The organism is Staphylococcus sp. Mo2-1 (assembly GCF_046721385.1).
In the GTDB taxonomy this organism is placed as follows: Bacteria; Bacillota; Bacilli; order Staphylococcales; family Staphylococcaceae; genus Staphylococcus; species Staphylococcus equorum_A.
The window spans coordinates 384600-400868 of record NZ_JBEUUK010000001.1 but is presented as its reverse complement, the minus strand read 5'-3'; the positions used below and the strand labels follow the sequence as shown (position 1 = coordinate 400868).

Sequence of the window (16269 nt, the reverse complement as noted above, 5' to 3'; positions counted from 1 at the left end):
ATAGGGATTCTTAGGTTTTCGTAACTGATAATAATATCATCGTTGTTCTCAATGCCTATAATCTTTTTAAAAAAGAGTCAGTGTTCATTTATATGTGATAAACAATATTTTTTTACATTGATTTTAATATTCTCATGCTCACTTTTATGCTATTATCATTTATATATTTTCAATCCAAAGGAGACTATCATGTCAAAAATAAAATGGTCAAATATTAGTAAAGGGTTTGCTATGGGAACAACTGATTTAGTTCCAGGAGTGAGCGGAGGCACTATTGCCCTCTTACTTGGTATTTATGACGACTTTATTCGTTCTATCAGCGGTCTTTTTTCTAAACGCTTTTGGGAAAGTTTAAAATTTTTAATACCAATTGGTTTAGGAATGGTCCTAGCTATAGGCTTATTAAGCAAAGTTATCAATTACTTACTGAGTGAACACACAGTACCCACGATGTTCTTTTTTGTTGGTTTAATTGCGGGCATCATCCCATATTTATTAAATACTTCTCGCTTTAAACAAACTTTTAATATTAAACACTATTCACTTCTTGTGTTGGGCATCATTATAATTGTTGTCATTACTTTATTAAATAACGGCGACAAGCATGCGGGCGAAACACTAGAGCTTTCAACTGGTCTTTTCATTAAGTATTTTATTGCTGGTGCGTGTGCCTCTAGTGCTATGTTGCTTCCAGGTATATCAGGTTCATTTATGTTATTGGTGTTTGGAGTTTACGGTACAGTAATGTATGCACTCTCAGAATTTATTTCGCTAAACTTTAATGCCATTCCTGTATTAATTTCAGTTGGTTTAGGTGTTATTGCCGGTTTCTTATTTTCCAGTAAAATTATCCAACACTTACTGACTTACCATACTTACTTAACCTACGCATTAATTATTGGTTTCGTAGTAGGTTCACTATACGCGGTATTTCCTGGCCTCCCACATTCTATTTTAATATGGATTATTTCAATCATAACGTTGGTTTGTGGTTTTATTATTAGTTATAAATTAGGGCGCACTACAAAAGATTAAAATCAAATATATAAATTTTAAATGCCATCGATAATGCTCGATGGCATTTTTAAAGTCCGTTTTCCACAAATTTTCCGGCGGCACAAAAAATAAATTTAGTTTTTTTAAAATATGTAAATCTTGACAGTGGATAACTACACTCATTTTTTATATAATAAGCTTTCAATCTTTTTTAGATTGAATCAGAAAATATTGGAGGAATTAATTAATATTTGGGAACCCTTATTAGTTTAATCACGTTTATTATTTTATTAATACTTACTGCATTCTTTGTCGCTTCTGAGTTCGCAATAGTCAAAGTTCGAACATCGAGAATCCACTCGCTTGCAACAGGTAATAATAAAAATGCACTTTCAGCACAAAAGGTAGTAACACACTTAGATGAATACTTGGCTGCCTGTCAATTAGGTATAACAATTACCGCTCTAGGCATCGGTATGGTCGGCGAATCGACTTTTGAGTTTATGTTACACCCGCTTTTCAGTAGTTTAGGTTTATCAGATTCGATGATACATGTCTTCACTTTAATTGGCGCTTTCGTAATTGCAACCTATTTACACGTTGTAGTCGGCGAAATGGCACCTAAGACAGTTGCGATTCAAAAAGCCGAACAAATTACATTAATCATAGCTAAGCCAATGATCATGTTTTACAAATTATTTTATCCATTTATATATATACTTAATGGTTCAGCGCGATTAATTTTAAAGATGTTTGGTATGCAACCTCGCTAAAGAAAGTGAACTCTACCATTCCGAAGAAGAATTAAAATTATTGATTAAAGAAAGTCATGAAGGCGGAGAAATCTCTGAAAATGAATTAACGCATATCAATCGTGCATTTGCTTTTGATGAAATGACGATTAAAGATGGTTATATTGCTCTCGATAAAGTTTCAGTTATTGATATTAAAAGTGATGTAGATGAAACAAAAGCTTATATAAATAATGCGAATTACACAAGATTCCCTGTATTTAGAGATAAGCCAACTCAAATTGTTGGTTATCTACATGCTAAGGACTTTTTAAATGATGATTTAACGACCCTTGAAGATATTACAAATGATATTCTAAAAGTAAGTCTTAATACTAAATATCATCATGTACTAGAGCTGATGAAATCACATCAAATCCACATCGCACTTGTCGAAGATGAAAATCGTAATCCTATTGGTATGATTACCATGGAAAATATTTTAGAAAATATAGTTGGCGACATTAAAGATGAGCATGATTTAGTCTAAATATGTACTTTAATTAAAACAGTATTTCAAACGTAGACAAACCACCGACGAAGTTAAGCAACTTTGTCGGTGGTTTTTTGTAGTTCTTTAAGTACAATCTTATTATTTTATATCTCAGAAGCGTTCAGCTAAGACACGGTTACTGTCTTTCGTATTGAAGTATTCTGCAAGCACTATATTAGTCCCATCTGGTCAAGCGTCTTGTAAGAATCAAGATAAAAGACGAAAAAATAACCCGGAAGTATATGTCCCATTACTTTTAAATCATTTAATGATATAAAAGCATCCCATAACCTCCGAGCTATTAAATAAAATATCAACAGCGAAAGTGATATTTTAGTGATTCTATATATAATCAATACATAAACCTTCCATTATTATAGAAAGCTTACCATTAATTTGTTAGTTCTCCCATTGAAAATGAAACTGATTTTTTCTCAATCAATCTATTTCCATTCTTTTATTTTACTCACCTGAGATCACTATTTCAAATATATGAGATAAGTATGCATCGCATGTTTCAATTTTTTATTACAATTCGCTTTATAAATTCTTTACACAGCTATAGTTAGTTTCCACATTCTCTTGTGGTCGCTATATTATTTTTAAATCTGTCATTACTGTTTTCAAGTTAACCACAACAATATTTTATAGTTTTTTATTTATGCTTTATATTGTACGAACGTCAAAAGTACATACCCTTGCAATTATATATTTTGACAATCGAATATATAATTTATGATATCCTTAAGAAAAAAGGAGATTTATTATGGGTTTACTAGTCGCTATTGTATTAGGGATTATTTTCATACCTGTATACGCTTATTTTTGGGCTTTTATATTTCGTTGGGAAAATAATAGAAGAGTTAAGCGGAACAACTTTACCCCCATGACTGATAAACAGTATTATTTACTTTTAATCTTACATGGAATATTTGCTACATTTCTAGTTATCTTTGCAATATACATAAGTTACTTTAAATGATGTGTGCCCTATTTCATAATAATAATGTCCCCTACACTCATATTCTCATCTTTAATTTTTACTATCGAATTAATTAAAAAACAAGAAAGAGTCAAAGTGGAATGACAATTATTACCGAAATAGCAATTTTGTGTTAACGAATCACAAAGGCAATCCTATACAACTTAGACGCTTTTACATACTTTTAAGAACGACTGTTAAATATGTAAGGATTATAAAAGAAGTATCTTCACAAATATTAAGTCATAGCCATATCTTTAAAAAGTGTTATAGAACAATTATCTAAGAAAATGATGAACAAACTTGAACAAGTAAAACTTGGTTAATGCGTCCAAATTTGGGCGTATTTTTCATGCTTTATATTCGATAATTTGTACACACTACCCTTTTCAATTCTTACAACCATAAAAAAGAATCCTCAAACCGTTGTCGTTAAAGGATTCTTCATGAAATTTGATGTTATTTTGCTGGTACGACTGCACCATCGTATTCTTTGTTGATATAGTCTTTAATTTCTTTAGATTGGAGTACATCAACTAACGCTTTGATTTTCTCGTCATCTTTATGACCTTCTCTTACGCCAATTAAATTCGCATAAGGATTGTCTTTTGCTTTCTCTAGAACAATCGAATCATCTTTAGGGCTTAAATCTTGATCAATTGCAAAGTTTGAATTAATAATTACAGCATCAGCATCTTCGTTTTGATAAATTTTAGGTAGATACTCTGCAGATTGTTTATTATTAAATTTGATATCTTTTTTATTTTCTACAATATCATCAAACGTAGCGTCTTCTGTTTTAACGCCATCTTTTAATTTAATAAGTCCTTCATCTACGAAGAATTTTAAGAAACGTCCTTCTTCAGCTGGATTATTCGAAACGTATACTGTTGCGCCTTTTGGTAAATCTTTTAAACTTTTATGTTTTTTAGAGTATACTGCCATAGGCTCCAAGTGAACGTTTCCTGCTGATTCCACTTTATAGCCTTTGTCTTCCTTCTCTGTTTTTAAATATGGTGTATGTTGGAAGAAGTTCGCATCAATTTCACCTTTATCTAATAATTTATTCGGTGTTGTATAATCATTAATCGTTTTGATTTTTAATTTATAACCTTTATCTTCTAACAATGGTTCGGCTTTTTCTAATATTTCTGCGTGCGGTGCTTGGCGAAGCTCCGACTGTAATTGTCTTATCTTTTTCATCTCCGCCACCGCCACATGCTCGCTAATAAAAGTGCTAAAGCTGCTACAGAAACTAAACTTAATATTTTTTTCATATAATAAAGTCCCCTTTTAAAAATTTATCGTTTATCTATTTTATTTGTAGACCAGTCACCAATAAATTGAATGATAAATACAATAATTAGTATTAAAACTGTTGATACAAATATGACGTCATTTTGATTTCGTGTGAAGCCAGTTAAATACGCTAAGTTACCTAAACCACCTGCACCAATTACACCCGCAACTGCTGTTGATCCAACCAAAGCAATTGCAGTAACTGTAATACCAGATATTAAAGCCGGCATTGCTTCTGGTAAAAGGACTTTTTTTACTACTGTCCATGTATTTGCACCCATTGACCAAGCCGCTTCGATTACGCCTTTGTCGATTTCTTTAAATGCAATCTCTACTAATCTTGCATAGAACGGTGCGAGCACTAATGATCAATGCTGGTAAAGCCCCAGTTGGTCCACTGATTGTTCCTAATATTAAACTTGTGAATGGAATCAACAAGAGTATGAGAATAATGAATGGTATCGCTCTGAATAAGTTTACGATAAATGAAACTACACTATAAAAGACTCTTGCAACTGGTGATTTACTTTTAGCTGATAAGAAGAGTAAAACACCTAAAATCAGTCCTAAAACAAAAGCAAATGCTGTTGCTATTACAGTCATATAAATTGTTTCATATGTTGCTAACCAAACTTCGTCCCAACTGATATTTGGCATAGTAACCATCTCACGGAGTATGTCACCAAACGAATTACCCATGCTTTAACACCTCCACTGAAACGTGTTGCGCTTCTAAATCGTTTTTGAACTTTTCGAATTTTTCTGAATTTACTGTTGGTAAATGTACTACTAAAAAGCCGATTGAACCATCTTTCGTATGTTTAATATTAGCTTCCAATATATTTACATCAATATTATGCGTCTTAGTTATGTATGATACTAACGGCTCCGTAGTATTGCTTCCTGTAAAATTCAAGCGAACTACATAATCATTTTCCTTTAATGATATTAAATCTGTGATAGATTCATCAAAATCATCGTCTAAATCATCTTTCACAAAGCGTTTTGTTACTGCATGTTGTGGGTTTTCAAAGACAGTTGTAACCTCGCCTTGTTCAATTACACGGCCACTTTCCATAACAGCGACTTCATCGCGGATACGTCGAATGACATGCATTTCGTGTGTAATGATTACGATTGTTAAATTTCGTTCTTCTTTAATCTTTAATAATAATTCTAGAATTTCATCGGTCGTTTGAGGATCTAACGCACTTGTTGCTTCATCACAAAGCAATACAGTAGGTTCATTAGCTAATGCACGCGCAATACCGACACGTTGCTTTTGACCACCTGACAATTCCGATGGATATGCATTTTCTCTTCCTTTTAGTCCTACCAATTCCACTAATTCTAAAGCACGTTGCTTCGCTTCACGACGCGAAACACCAGCAATTTCTAGCGGGAATGTAATATTATTTAATACATTTCGTGACCACAGTAAATTAAAATGTTGAAAAATCATGCTCACTTTTTGACGTTTTTTTCTTAAATCTGATTTAGATAAATCACCAATCTTATCTCCATCAATAATTACGTCACCTGAAGTAGGTTGCTCGAGATTGTTCAAGAGTCTTACTAAAGTACTTTTCCCCGCTCCTGAAAAACCAACCACTCCAAAGATTGAGCCTGATTGAATGCTTAAATCAACATGATCTACAGCTAGTACGTCGTGTTTTTTTGTTTTGTACCTTTTGACTATTTGATTTAATTCAATCATCACACTTGCCTCCTTGTATTACACTATCAATTAAAAAATGCTTCCCCTTTTATGCAGTGAAGAAAAGAGAAAGCATTAATCGCTTCTCTCATCTCCCAAAGTTAATTATAACTTCATGTGAATTGGCACCATTTCTGATTCAGACGGTTGCCGGGCTTCAAAGGGCACATCCCTCCACCACTCTTGATAAGAGTATCATTTATTTAATTATTTTTAATCCTATCATCGCACTCATGTTTCGTCAATAACTATTTTAAATTTTCTAACAAATAAGGAACAGATTGAAATGCGTAAATTCTTTTCTGTTCTTTACCTTTAGACATCAGCATGAGCACAGGTACAGATTGTATTTCTTGCGCTTGGCTAAAATCAGGATGAAAATTCAAATCTATTTTCGTAATTGGTAGCTTCAAAATTTCATTTGCTATATCTAACATGCGTTCTGAAACTTTACAAGTTCCACACGTTGGTGTATAACCAAATATTAAATATTTTTCTTTTTCTTCATGTTCGTGCACATCTGCACGGTGTTCACTTGTTACATTCATGTTAATAAACTTACCCTTTCAGCTATATAATCTAATTTTGCTTTAGCTACTTTTTCTGCATCTTTTACAGAAAAACCATGTTTTCGCAGTACTCTGGATAAATATGGTTTAGGGCATCTAGCAACCTCACAATATTGTCTATCTATGCGTATATGTTTACTTTCACTGAGATATCGTTTGAACCATTTCCGTATCTTTTCACCTTCTTTATCTGAATCCACAAGAATATACACTTGTTTATCATATAAAGTTTCAACCATTTCATCGATTTTATCAATGCCCATAGTACCGTTCGTACATATGATATCAATTGGCTGATCAATAACTTGCTTTACCCGTTTCTTGTCTGACTTGCCTTCGACAATGATCACTTGGTTTAGTATCGTCATGACATCCACCCTCTAAATGTTGATAGTTGTTCAATCTACTTAGTTCTTCACAATACTTAGCGACTATAAACATAATTTACATATTCCTAATCTTATCTTATTATTGAAAATGATTTTTGTCATTTAAAGACATCTAATCAGATGATCTTTTTCTTATATAATATCTGTTCTTTAGTTCTACTAAGCTAGGCTCTACTATAGCTCACTTTATACATGTTTATTTTTGACAAAAAGCATATAAAATAAATATTCTTATTAAAAAAACCCCAAGATAATCAATATCATGGAGTTCGCACTTTATTTTTTATTCACCAATCATTTCTGAGTATTGCTCAGCAGATAATAATTCATCTAATTGACTTTGATCGCTTAATTCAACTTTTACCATCCATGCTTTATCGTATGGTGATTCATTTACGAATTCTGGGCTGTCTTCTAATTCTTCGTTAGACTCGACAACTTTCCCAGTAACAGGTGCGTAAAGTTCTGAAACTGTTTTTACCGATTCAACACTACCAAAAGTTTCACCTTCGTTAATGTCATCGTCGACTTCTGGTAATTCAACGAATACGATATCTCCTAATTCACCTTGAGCATATTCAGTTATACCAATTGTTACTGTATTGCCTTCAATTTTAACCCATTCATGTTCTTTAGAATATTTAAATTCACTCGGTACTGCCACAAGAATCCCCTCCTAAATGATTTTACATATTAATGATGCCATATGAAAAGCTTTCAAGCAACTATTTCTCGATAACATAATTCAATCAAATCTTTTTCATAGCAATAGATGAAGCGTTTACACAATCACTATTATAACCACTTATTTAATTATGAAATTAAAATTTATTTTATAACCAAGTTTCCTTATATTGGTCTTCTTTAAATCCAACTGTAACTTTATTTCCTGAAATAGCTAGTGGTCTTTTAACTAACATACCATTTGAAGCCAATAAATCTAACTTTTCATCATACGTTAAATCTTTCAACTTATCTTTCAATCCAAGCTCACGATATTTTGCGCCATGTGTGTTAAAGAGTTTGTTAACATCAATTTCTGTCGCTTCAATAATATCTTTAAACTCGTTTTTAGTAGGTGTATGTTGAACGATATCAATAGGTTCAAAACTAACACCATACTCCTGTAAGAACTTAGCGGCCTTCTTACAAGTTGTACAATTAGGATACTGGTAAAATTTTATCATTATGCTGTACCTCCTATGTCTAGTTAACACTAATATATCAAATTTCTACGTAAAACGCTCTTAATTTCAGGCTGATTTTTTTAATAATGGTTAATTGTCAGTTATAATAGGGCTAATAATATCTAAAACAAAGGAGTTATACTATGCAATCAATAAATACTACAGACAATTTTAAAGAAACAATACAAAGTGATAATCCTGTGATCGTTAAATTTGAAGCAGGTCGGTGTCCAGACTGTAAAGCTATGGATATGTGGATCGACCCAATTACTGAAAAATATAATGATTACCAATGGTTCACAGTAAACCGTGATGAATTAGAAGACGTAGCGTCTGACAATGATGTAATGGGTATTCCAAGCTTGTTAGTTTTCAAAAATGGAGAAAAATTAGCTCATTTACATTCAGCAAATGCAAAATCTCCAGAACAAGTTGAATCATTTTTAGCAGAAACATTCAAATAAATCATACAGTGTTGCAGATGATAATCTGAGACATACATTTCAAAGATAAATAAAGGCCGCATTGAATTCTAATTTCAATGCGGCCTTTATTTATCTCAACAGTCGTTTAAATGACTACTTACTTTACTGCAATTTTTATATGATAGTTAAAATTTATCAATTATATTATTAACGTGACGTTCTCTATGCGGTACTTCATCTTCTAAATCAGTTAGATACAAAAAGCCAACTAAGCTCTCATCATCTTTCACTCCAAATAACGCACGCATTTCAGGTTGAAATATATATGCTCGGCGTTTTCCAACAGGTACCAATACCAACTTCATGTAAAAGAAGCATTAAATTTTGAGTAAAAGCTCCAAATGCCATATAATTTTCTAAATTTTGTTTTTGTCTTGGATCTTCTTTTAAGACTAGCGCTAGCATGCCACCAAGATTTGTAGCTACATTATAATGATCTTCTTGTTTTTTCTTCAGATTAGGAAAAGCAATTTCTGTAAGTTGTTTACTCATATCTCCTAATCTATCTTTAGCAATATGAACAACTCTCCATGGCTCTCTCAAACCGTGATTAGGTGCATCAGTAGCTTGTCGAATAGCTTGATATAAAGCTGTATCATTTATCTTCATATCTCTTTTGAACACTTTAATACTACGACGTTGTGCTATTGCATCTTGCAGTTCCATATAATATCGCCCTTTCACTATTGATAATTATTTTCAATTATAAGATAGGTCACGATTATTTTCAAATTACTCATATAACTTTAATTGTTGTTTTAGCGCTTCAACATGAATTTGACCTGGCGCTTTAGGACTATCAAGACAGCCATACGTTACAGTGCCTCCAAATAACCCCTGTGCAGTTCTAGATATTAGACCTAATTTTGACATTGCAATGCCAATCACTTGTTGAGGAACTGAATCAGACGTTTCTGACATCGCACTTAATAAATTCAGCACATCTTGTTTACCAAGAGGCATTACTGCAACTTTTAAGTAATCTGGTCCAAGTTGGTGCATTTTAAAGTAAAGATGCTTTAAAGCTTCCAGTGCTGGTGTTTTTTTAAAGTCATGATAAGACAATACTACTTGGATTTGTTTGCTTTTAGATTGTGCAATTAAATCTATCAAAGGTTGTGCTGATTTCCCAGGTTCAAATTCAATATCAACTAAATCAACATGTGTTAAATTTATTATTTCAGCTAAGGCGTTCAAATATGCTTCATATGGTAACGTGCCCTCTCCACCTTGTGAAGAAGTACGATAAGTGACGAGTATCTTTTTCCCTAAATTTAAATTATAGATATTGTCTACTACTTTAGACACTTGGTTCACATCAAAATCCGCCCACTGATCTATTCTAAATTCAATGATTTCTATTGAATCTTGAAATTTGATTAAGTCTTCTATAGTAGATTGTGAAAGTTCTTTTTCTGGCGCTATCGTAACAGCTATATCAACTTCAGTCATTTTTAATACTTCCTTTATTTATTGTGATTAAAATAATTGTATAACAATTTTCAAAAATAAAACAATCAATATACATTAACTTATAAAATGACAGTATTAATCAAAGAGTGAATTTTATATGATTTAAAAATTATTCTACGGGTATACAGTAATAGTAAGTCATTAAGGAGGTAATAAAATGGCAGTAAATTATGAAACTAAAGCAACAAATACAGGTGGCCGTAACGGACACGTTCAAACAGATGATAAAGCAATTGATGTAGCGGTTATTCCACCAAGCACAAGCTGACGCTGAAAAAGGTACAAATCCTGAGCAATTATTCGCAGCAGGTTATGCTTCATGCTTTAACGGTGCATTCGATTTAATCTTAAAACAAAACAAAGTGAGAGATGCTGAACCAGAAGTAACTCTAACTGTGCGTTTAGAAGATGATCCAGATGCTGAAAGTCCTAAGCTAAGCGTTTCAATTGATGCTAAAGTTAAAAGCGTATTATCTCAAGAAGACGCTGAAAAATATTTACAAGACGCGCACGAATTTTGTCCATATTCAAAAGCTACACGTGGCAACATTGACGTTGATTTAAACGTAGAAGTTGTTGACTAGTATTTAATATATAAAATTTAACCCCTAGACTCTATCTCGAGTCTGGGGGTTATTTTGTGCTTTGATGTTTCTGCCCTCTTATTTCTTGATGTCTTTAGTATTCTCTGTCTGGGTATTTAATTGTCATCATCACTAAATTGAGTGAAAAAATAAACAACTAAAATTGCAAAAGAAACCAGGATAAGTGCTGTCAAAGAAACAATAATTATAATTAATGCCTCCAAAAGTCTTGCCTCCACTTTAGTATATACCACTATATTATATCATAATAGGTCAAATCAATTTCAATTCATTAAAATTCAAATTTAATTTACAGAGAAAATTTATAGTGATGAATTTATTAATCATAGGAATTTTAAGTTAATTATATTTTTGACATAAGTAAATGGAAAAGTTGCCCAATCATTTCTTTTACTATAGTATTATAAACAAAATGTCAGAATATTAATTATTTTATTATATACACTTTGTACAGTTTAGGAGGCATTCAATGACAGATATACGTTACTTAACAAGTGAAGATTCATCTATTTATCGTGCTTTTTTATTAAAGGGCATCCACAAAGAACTTGAAGTATTTGCATGGAAATTGCAAAATGAAAAATGCTTAATTGAATTAAATATAGAAAAATTACTTTCTTCACAAACATCTGATTATGCAGTGCTTGGTGCCTTTGAACAAGATGAATTAGTTGGTGCGACTACTTTAATTCACAGACAAAAATATAGCTTATCTCATAAAGCAATAATGGAAAACATGTGTGTCCAAGGTCATGACGATGATTCAAGAGATCACATTTCTAAATTATTAATGCGTCATATTTTCCAAATATGCCATGACAAAGAAATAGAAATCTTATTAACTTCACTCATTTCAAATAACATTAGTGGAAAAGTATTTTTCAGCAACCTCAATTTTGATACACTCTTTTTAGAAGAACATGCTAGAAAATATGAGAACTATTACGTCGATGAACATTGGTTAATATATTACTTTAAAGACAATGATTTAGAATTATTCAATTAAATTGTTGATACCTGTATATGAAATAATGTTATATTTATTTCATATTCACAATAGCTCGCTCTATGTAACAAAACCATCGAATTAAGGCAATTTTTCAAAAGTTTTCCTATAATGGCTTGCAATCAAAATCATTTAGAAATATTATTTTAATAAGTTATACTTACAATCAACATATGCACATTAATAGACTATCTTTCCAATTATAGAAAGGACTGAGCAAATTGAAATATGCTACTACATTACTATCTTTGTTCTTATCATTAATTACTTTAGCTACACCTTTACTAGCTGTTAACAAAGTGATCGAAGGTGATATGGCAATATTAGCAGGCGCTTTATTTATCTTAGGTGTTTTCTTATTTAACTTATACGCTTGTATACGTGGCGATCGTGTAGCTAATATCTTTGCTATGTTCGTATCCATCTTCGCATTCATTCTAATGAGTTATCCAATGTGGAAAACATATGTAATGGGCTTTATAGGTTAGCTTCCTTCTTATACATAACTTCATCTTTTTTCTATCAAGTGCATCTATTGATTAATTTAAATTGATCAATAGATGCACTTTTATTTTAAAATTAACTTTTCTAAAAAAGTTTATATAAGTTTCTATTTTTCATTTTACAAATCAAATGAAAGCGCTATAATTGGACAGATAGGGGGATTCAAAGATATGAATTTAGCTTTATTAGGTTTCATTATGATTATCGTTTTCTTGATATTAATCATGTCACGTAAAATGTCAGCATTAACAGCATTAATTGTTGTACCAACTGTTTTTGCTTTGATTGGCGGTTTCTACTCTGGTCTTGGCGAATATATGCTCAAAGGCATTGAAACAGTTGCACCAACAGGTATTATGCTCACGTTTGCCATTTTATATTTTGGAGTTATGATCGATGCTCGGGTTATTCGAACCTGTCATTAATCGAATTATTAAAGTAGTTAAAGGGGATCCAGTTAAAATTGCAATGGGTACTGTTGTCTTAGCTTCAATGGTCGCGTTAGATGGCGATGGCACTACTACATTTATTATAACTGTAACTGCAATGATGCCATTATATAAAAAAATTGGCATGAGCTTATATACACTTTCAACCTTAGCACTACTATCAATTGGCGTTATGAACATGTTACCTTGGGGTGGCCCGACAGCACGAGCAATTTCATCTTTACAGGTTACCACTGAGGAAGTTTTCATACCTATTATTCCTGCAATGATTGCAGGTATCGTTTTTGCTTTTGCCGTAGCATACATATTAGGTAAACGTGCAAAAAAATACATTACTTCTAATACAAATATTGATTTAGATGATGTAAGACCTACAGATACGAAAGAAGAGTCATTATTAAAAAGACCTAAAATGCTTATACCAAACGCAATTTTAACGATTTCATTAATTGTTTGCCTTGTTATTGGACTGATGCCGATTCCGGTTATGTTCATGCTTTGGTTCGGTGTTGCAATCGTACTCAATTATCCAAACCTAAGTATTCAAAATTCAGTAATTAAAAAACATGCTTGGTGATGTACTATCAGTAATCAGCCTTGTTTTTGCATCTGGTATCTTTACAGGTGTTATGGATGGGACACACATGGTTGATGAAATGGCAAATACATTAGTGCAAATTATTCCTGATGCTTTAGGAAATCACTTTGCTTTAATTACTGCCCTACTTAGCGGGCCATTCACTTACTTTATGGCTAATGATCCATTCTATTATGGCGTATTACCAATCCTTGCTGAATCAGCACAACAATTTGGTATATCTAAAGTAGATATGGCCAGAGCTTCAGTATTAGGACAACCGCTTCACGTATTAAGTCCATTGTATGCTGCCGGTTACTTACTGGTTGGTATGCTAGATATTGAATATGGACAAAACCAACGTATTGTTATCAAATGGGCAATAGGATCTAGTTTGTTTATGATTCTAGTCGCTTGTATTCTAGGTATTATACCTTGGTAGAATTATTTTTGGACGCGTATAACAACGTTTGAAATTAAAAGAGCTTGGGACATAAATATCCCATTCTCAAATTAAAAGCGAGCAATCTATTAGTTTCTAGTGGATTGCTGCTTTTCTATGTTAAAATCTTCCGATTTTGAAAGCGCATGCTTGCCTGGGGTATGGGAGTGGGACAGAAATCTAATTTTTCTAATAAGATTTCGTCGTCCCACCCCGGCAAAGATGACTAGAAGTGAAACAAGCTTAAGATTATGCGCGTTTTCACTTCAGTCATCTACTGCCAATATAGCAATAGAGTTGAGATATTATTTGTTTTACAGACTCATACTATTCCCCTAGGCGTCAGCTCTTTACAAAATCGGTACAATTATATAAATTTATACAAAATAATAAGACGCTTTCGTATAATAAAGTTAACCTAACATAACTTTAAAACGAAGTGTCTTATGTATAAAAATTACAATATGACTCAGCTAACACTACCAATGGAAACTGAAACTTTAATCCCTAACAATGATATCGCACATGCAGTTAATCAAATTATTAAAACAATTCCAGAAACAGAATTCTACGAATTCAATCACTTAAATGGTACATCCTCTTATCACCCTAAAATGTAGATAAACCAATTGCTATCAAAGCATTTGGTTTATTTTTATATTTTTTCGTTGATATAATCTTTGTAATTAATTCATTTACCTTCATTAGTATCTATATTGGCCTTTATATAAGTTCAATCAATGAATAATCTATCGTTTTGTTTTTGTTTAAAAATGGCAGTGATTTGGGCTGACTCCTGCGGGAAAGCACTAGTCGAAGACTACAGGCTGAGGCTGTGCCCGCGGAAAGCATGCACAAAAAGCTGCCCATAAAATCGTAAATTTTTTCAACGCTATGACTGAAAACACTCTTTTGAGTGCTTCCAGTTTTTTTATTTAGTAATATTTATATTTTTTGATTAACACACACTAAAAAGCGGGTATATAAAAAGAAAACGCATAACCCATTGCGTTACACGTCATCAAGCATTATTTATTTGAATTACTTGTTTATTAACTTTAAAATTATATGGCTACAAAATATGATTAAATTTCATTTATTTCACAATTATCGTTTCACCCATCTCATACATGGGTAAAACTTAATGTCGGATTTACAATATTAAGGAGTGTTATTTATGAATCAGCTCAAAGAGTGTAATTATATTAATCCTTCGAAAGTTTCACTTGATTGGGAATGCTTTGTCGTCAGTAAGACTGATATGGAATTAGATGGATTACCTAGAGAGCTTATTAATTCATGGATGGCTCAAAGTATACTTGAACCATACTCTATTAGAAATAATGAAATTAATTTTAAAACAAAAGATATTAAAGATGCCTTAAACAAACAAAACTGGTATTACGAAACATAGATTGCTAAATATATTTAGGCTATGCTTATATTATTAAGATATAAACTCAGCGCCCGTTTAGCAGAAGCTAACATTTCATGATCTATATAATTACTATAAAAATACGAGTTTAATTCATTATAGCCAGTTGCATCTTTAGGGAAGTTATTATCCCTTTTAATTTTGTGAGCGAGTTGTCCAAGTGGTGTATCGTCTTCTATAAAACTAATTACAAAATCATAAAATGTCATAAGCATTACCTCGATTTTATATATTTTTAATCGTTACATGATTTACCATATCTTACTTTTGTCTAATCATATCAAATATAAGATATTTGTCTACCACGATTCTTTTTATTATTTAAAAAATTAAAAAGAATTGTTGTTATAGCTATATTTAATTCGAAAATGTAAACTTTATAAAGTTTTTTTAATTTAAAGTAAACATTATAAACTGCCTACAAAACTGTGTATTTTGTAGGCGTTTTTTTAATTTAAACGATAAATAGCGACTTTTTATGATATGCCGTAACTTACAGTTAACACTGTTTTACGTCCAGTAAACTCATATATTTTCGAACGAAAAAATGGCTGTTAGATTTCCGTAGAATTCTAACAGCCATTTAAAAAGTCTAGGACATAAATACACGTCTCAGATTTATTATATTTATAATACCTATACTAAAACATTACCGTTCTGATCAGTCGGTTTCAATAACGTAAGGATAGCACCAATAATTGCTAATATTTGAGGAATACCTGTCCAACAAAATATTAAGTATAAAATCCCTACGCCTGTTTTTCTAGCGTAGAATTTATGAATACCAAAGCTACCTAGAAACACTGCTAATACAATGTAAATCACTTTATTTACTTCATTCATAGTTAAATCTCCTCGCTTATTTAATTT

General features: G+C 31.9%; 13 protein-coding genes, 7 pseudogenes and 1 riboswitch. Of the genes and pseudogenes, 9 read left to right on the top strand and 11 right to left on the bottom strand.

The annotated features are described in order from the left end of the window. The first annotated feature begins 189 nt into the window (after positions 1-189). Together ABLV95_RS02035 and ABLV95_RS02030 are read left to right on the top strand one after the other, a co-directional pair. Positions 190-1035, top strand: a complete 846-nt coding sequence (locus ABLV95_RS02035) for a polyprenyl-phosphate transporter PopT (RefSeq protein WP_069817968.1) — start codon at positions 190-192, stop codon at positions 1033-1035. Positions 1036-1247: 212 nt separating this feature from the next. After that, positions 1248-2277 (top strand): annotated as a pseudogene (locus ABLV95_RS02030) (hemolysin family protein). Between the two features lie 1444 nt (positions 2278-3721). On the opposite strand, the pseudogene ABLV95_RS02025 reads toward ABLV95_RS02030, so the two are convergent. The 7 genes and pseudogenes from ABLV95_RS02025 to ABLV95_RS01995 all read right to left on the bottom strand — a co-directional run bounded on the left by ABLV95_RS02025 (position 3722) and on the right by ABLV95_RS01995 (position 8423). Further along, positions 3722-4539 (bottom strand): annotated as a pseudogene (locus tag ABLV95_RS02025) (MetQ/NlpA family ABC transporter substrate-binding protein). Between the two features lie 24 nt (positions 4540-4563). Continuing rightward, a pseudogene (locus ABLV95_RS02020) lies at positions 4564-5260 on the bottom strand (methionine ABC transporter permease). Next, complete coding sequence (locus ABLV95_RS02015; protein WP_460872480.1) at positions 5253-6278, bottom strand: methionine ABC transporter ATP-binding protein; 1026 nt, start codon at positions 6276-6278, stop codon at positions 5253-5255. The pseudogene ABLV95_RS02020 and the gene ABLV95_RS02015 overlap by 8 nt, the downstream one beginning before the upstream one ends. A gap of 85 nt (positions 6279-6363) precedes the next feature. Then, positions 6364-6471: riboswitch (SAM riboswitch) on the bottom strand. Positions 6472-6526: 55 nt separating this feature from the next. Continuing rightward, a complete protein-coding gene (locus ABLV95_RS02010) occupies positions 6527-6826 on the bottom strand; it encodes a thioredoxin family protein (RefSeq protein ID WP_021339857.1) in 300 nt (99 codons plus the stop codon). Next, positions 6823-7215: a toprim domain-containing protein gene (locus ABLV95_RS02005; RefSeq protein ID WP_056935399.1), complete on the bottom strand. Its 393-nt coding sequence runs from the start codon at positions 7213-7215 to the stop codon at positions 6823-6825. The genes ABLV95_RS02010 and ABLV95_RS02005 overlap by 4 nt, the downstream gene beginning before the upstream one ends. 304 nt (positions 7216-7519) lie before the next feature. Continuing rightward, on the bottom strand, positions 7520-7900 hold the full coding sequence (gcvH, locus tag ABLV95_RS02000; RefSeq protein WP_069833005.1) for a glycine cleavage system protein GcvH: 381 nt from the start codon (positions 7898-7900) through the stop codon (positions 7520-7522). 169 nt (positions 7901-8069) lie between these two features. Further along, positions 8070-8423, bottom strand: a complete 354-nt coding sequence (locus tag ABLV95_RS01995) for an arsenate reductase family protein (protein ID WP_069817961.1) — start codon at positions 8421-8423, stop codon at positions 8070-8072. A 143-nt stretch (positions 8424-8566) separates the two neighbouring features. Here ABLV95_RS01995 and ABLV95_RS01990 point away from each other — a divergent pair, with 143 nt between their 5' ends. Continuing rightward, on the top strand, positions 8567-8887 hold the full coding sequence (locus ABLV95_RS01990; RefSeq protein WP_460872479.1) for a thioredoxin family protein: 321 nt from the start codon (positions 8567-8569) through the stop codon (positions 8885-8887). 146 nt (positions 8888-9033) lie between these two features. Here ABLV95_RS01990 and ABLV95_RS01985 read toward each other — a convergent pair. Continuing rightward, positions 9034-9574: pseudogene (locus ABLV95_RS01985) on the bottom strand (nitroreductase). 66 nt (positions 9575-9640) lie between these two features. Further along, positions 9641-10360: a type I 3-dehydroquinate dehydratase gene (aroD, locus tag ABLV95_RS01980; RefSeq protein WP_427705162.1), complete on the bottom strand. Its 720-nt coding sequence runs from the start codon at positions 10358-10360 to the stop codon at positions 9641-9643. 178 nt (positions 10361-10538) lie between these two features. On the opposite strand from aroD, the pseudogene ABLV95_RS01975 reads away from it, so the two are divergent. From ABLV95_RS01975 to ABLV95_RS01950, 6 genes and pseudogenes are all read left to right on the top strand, one after another. Continuing rightward, a pseudogene (locus tag ABLV95_RS01975) lies at positions 10539-10965 on the top strand (organic hydroperoxide resistance protein). A 490-nt stretch (positions 10966-11455) separates the two neighbouring features. Further along, complete coding sequence (locus tag ABLV95_RS01970) at positions 11456-11992, top strand: GNAT family N-acetyltransferase (RefSeq protein WP_460872478.1); 537 nt, start codon at positions 11456-11458, stop codon at positions 11990-11992. Positions 11993-12213: 221 nt separating this feature from the next. Further along, entirely contained in the window at positions 12214-12480 is a 267-nt protein-coding gene (locus ABLV95_RS01965) for a hypothetical protein (RefSeq protein ID WP_069817957.1), read from the top strand. A gap of 186 nt (positions 12481-12666) precedes the next feature. After that, positions 12667-13964: pseudogene (locus tag ABLV95_RS01960) on the top strand (CitMHS family transporter). A 446-nt stretch (positions 13965-14410) separates the two neighbouring features. Next, a pseudogene (locus ABLV95_RS01955) lies at positions 14411-14581 on the top strand (IS5/IS1182 family transposase); the annotation flags it as partial. Between the two features lie 560 nt (positions 14582-15141). Beyond that, complete coding sequence (locus ABLV95_RS01950) at positions 15142-15378, top strand: hypothetical protein (RefSeq protein WP_427705165.1); 237 nt, start codon at positions 15142-15144, stop codon at positions 15376-15378. Between the two features lie 14 nt (positions 15379-15392). Here the strand turns inward: ABLV95_RS01950 and ABLV95_RS01945 are convergent, their stop codons facing one another. Continuing rightward, positions 15393-15608: a sterile alpha motif-like domain-containing protein gene (locus ABLV95_RS01945; protein WP_069817955.1), complete on the bottom strand. Its 216-nt coding sequence runs from the start codon at positions 15606-15608 to the stop codon at positions 15393-15395. A 427-nt stretch (positions 15609-16035) separates the two neighbouring features. Then, the gene (locus tag ABLV95_RS01940) at positions 16036-16242 is read right to left on the bottom strand and encodes a TM2 domain-containing protein (RefSeq protein WP_460872477.1); all 207 of its coding nucleotides are present in this window, start codon (positions 16240-16242) and stop codon (positions 16036-16038) included. Positions 16243-16269: the final 27 nt, after the last annotated feature.

Coding starts and splice junctions, on each gene's coding strand:
- ABLV95_RS01940 (WP_460872477.1), bottom strand. CDS start 16,242: ATGAATGAAGTAAATAAAGTGATTTACATTGTATTAGCAGTGTTTCTA.
- ABLV95_RS01950 (WP_427705165.1), top strand. CDS start 15,142: ATGAATCAGCTCAAAGAGTGTAATTATATTAATCCTTCGAAAGTTTCA.
- ABLV95_RS01970 (WP_460872478.1), top strand. CDS start 11,456: ATGACAGATATACGTTACTTAACAAGTGAAGATTCATCTATTTATCGT.
- aroD (WP_427705162.1), bottom strand. CDS start 10,360: ATGACTGAAGTTGATATAGCTGTTACGATAGCGCCAGAAAAAGAACTT.
- ABLV95_RS01945 (WP_069817955.1), bottom strand. CDS start 15,608: ATGACATTTTATGATTTTGTAATTAGTTTTATAGAAGACGATACACCA.
- ABLV95_RS02035 (WP_069817968.1), top strand. CDS start 190: ATGTCAAAAATAAAATGGTCAAATATTAGTAAAGGGTTTGCTATGGGA.
- ABLV95_RS01990 (WP_460872479.1), top strand. CDS start 8,567: ATGCAATCAATAAATACTACAGACAATTTTAAAGAAACAATACAAAGT.
- ABLV95_RS02005 (WP_056935399.1), bottom strand. CDS start 7,215: ATGACGATACTAAACCAAGTGATCATTGTCGAAGGCAAGTCAGACAAG.
- ABLV95_RS01995 (WP_069817961.1), bottom strand. CDS start 8,423: ATGATAAAATTTTACCAGTATCCTAATTGTACAACTTGTAAGAAGGCC.
- ABLV95_RS02015 (WP_460872480.1), bottom strand. CDS start 6,278: ATGATTGAATTAAATCAAATAGTCAAAAGGTACAAAACAAAAAAACAC.
- ABLV95_RS02010 (WP_021339857.1), bottom strand. CDS start 6,826: ATGAATGTAACAAGTGAACACCGTGCAGATGTGCACGAACATGAAGAA.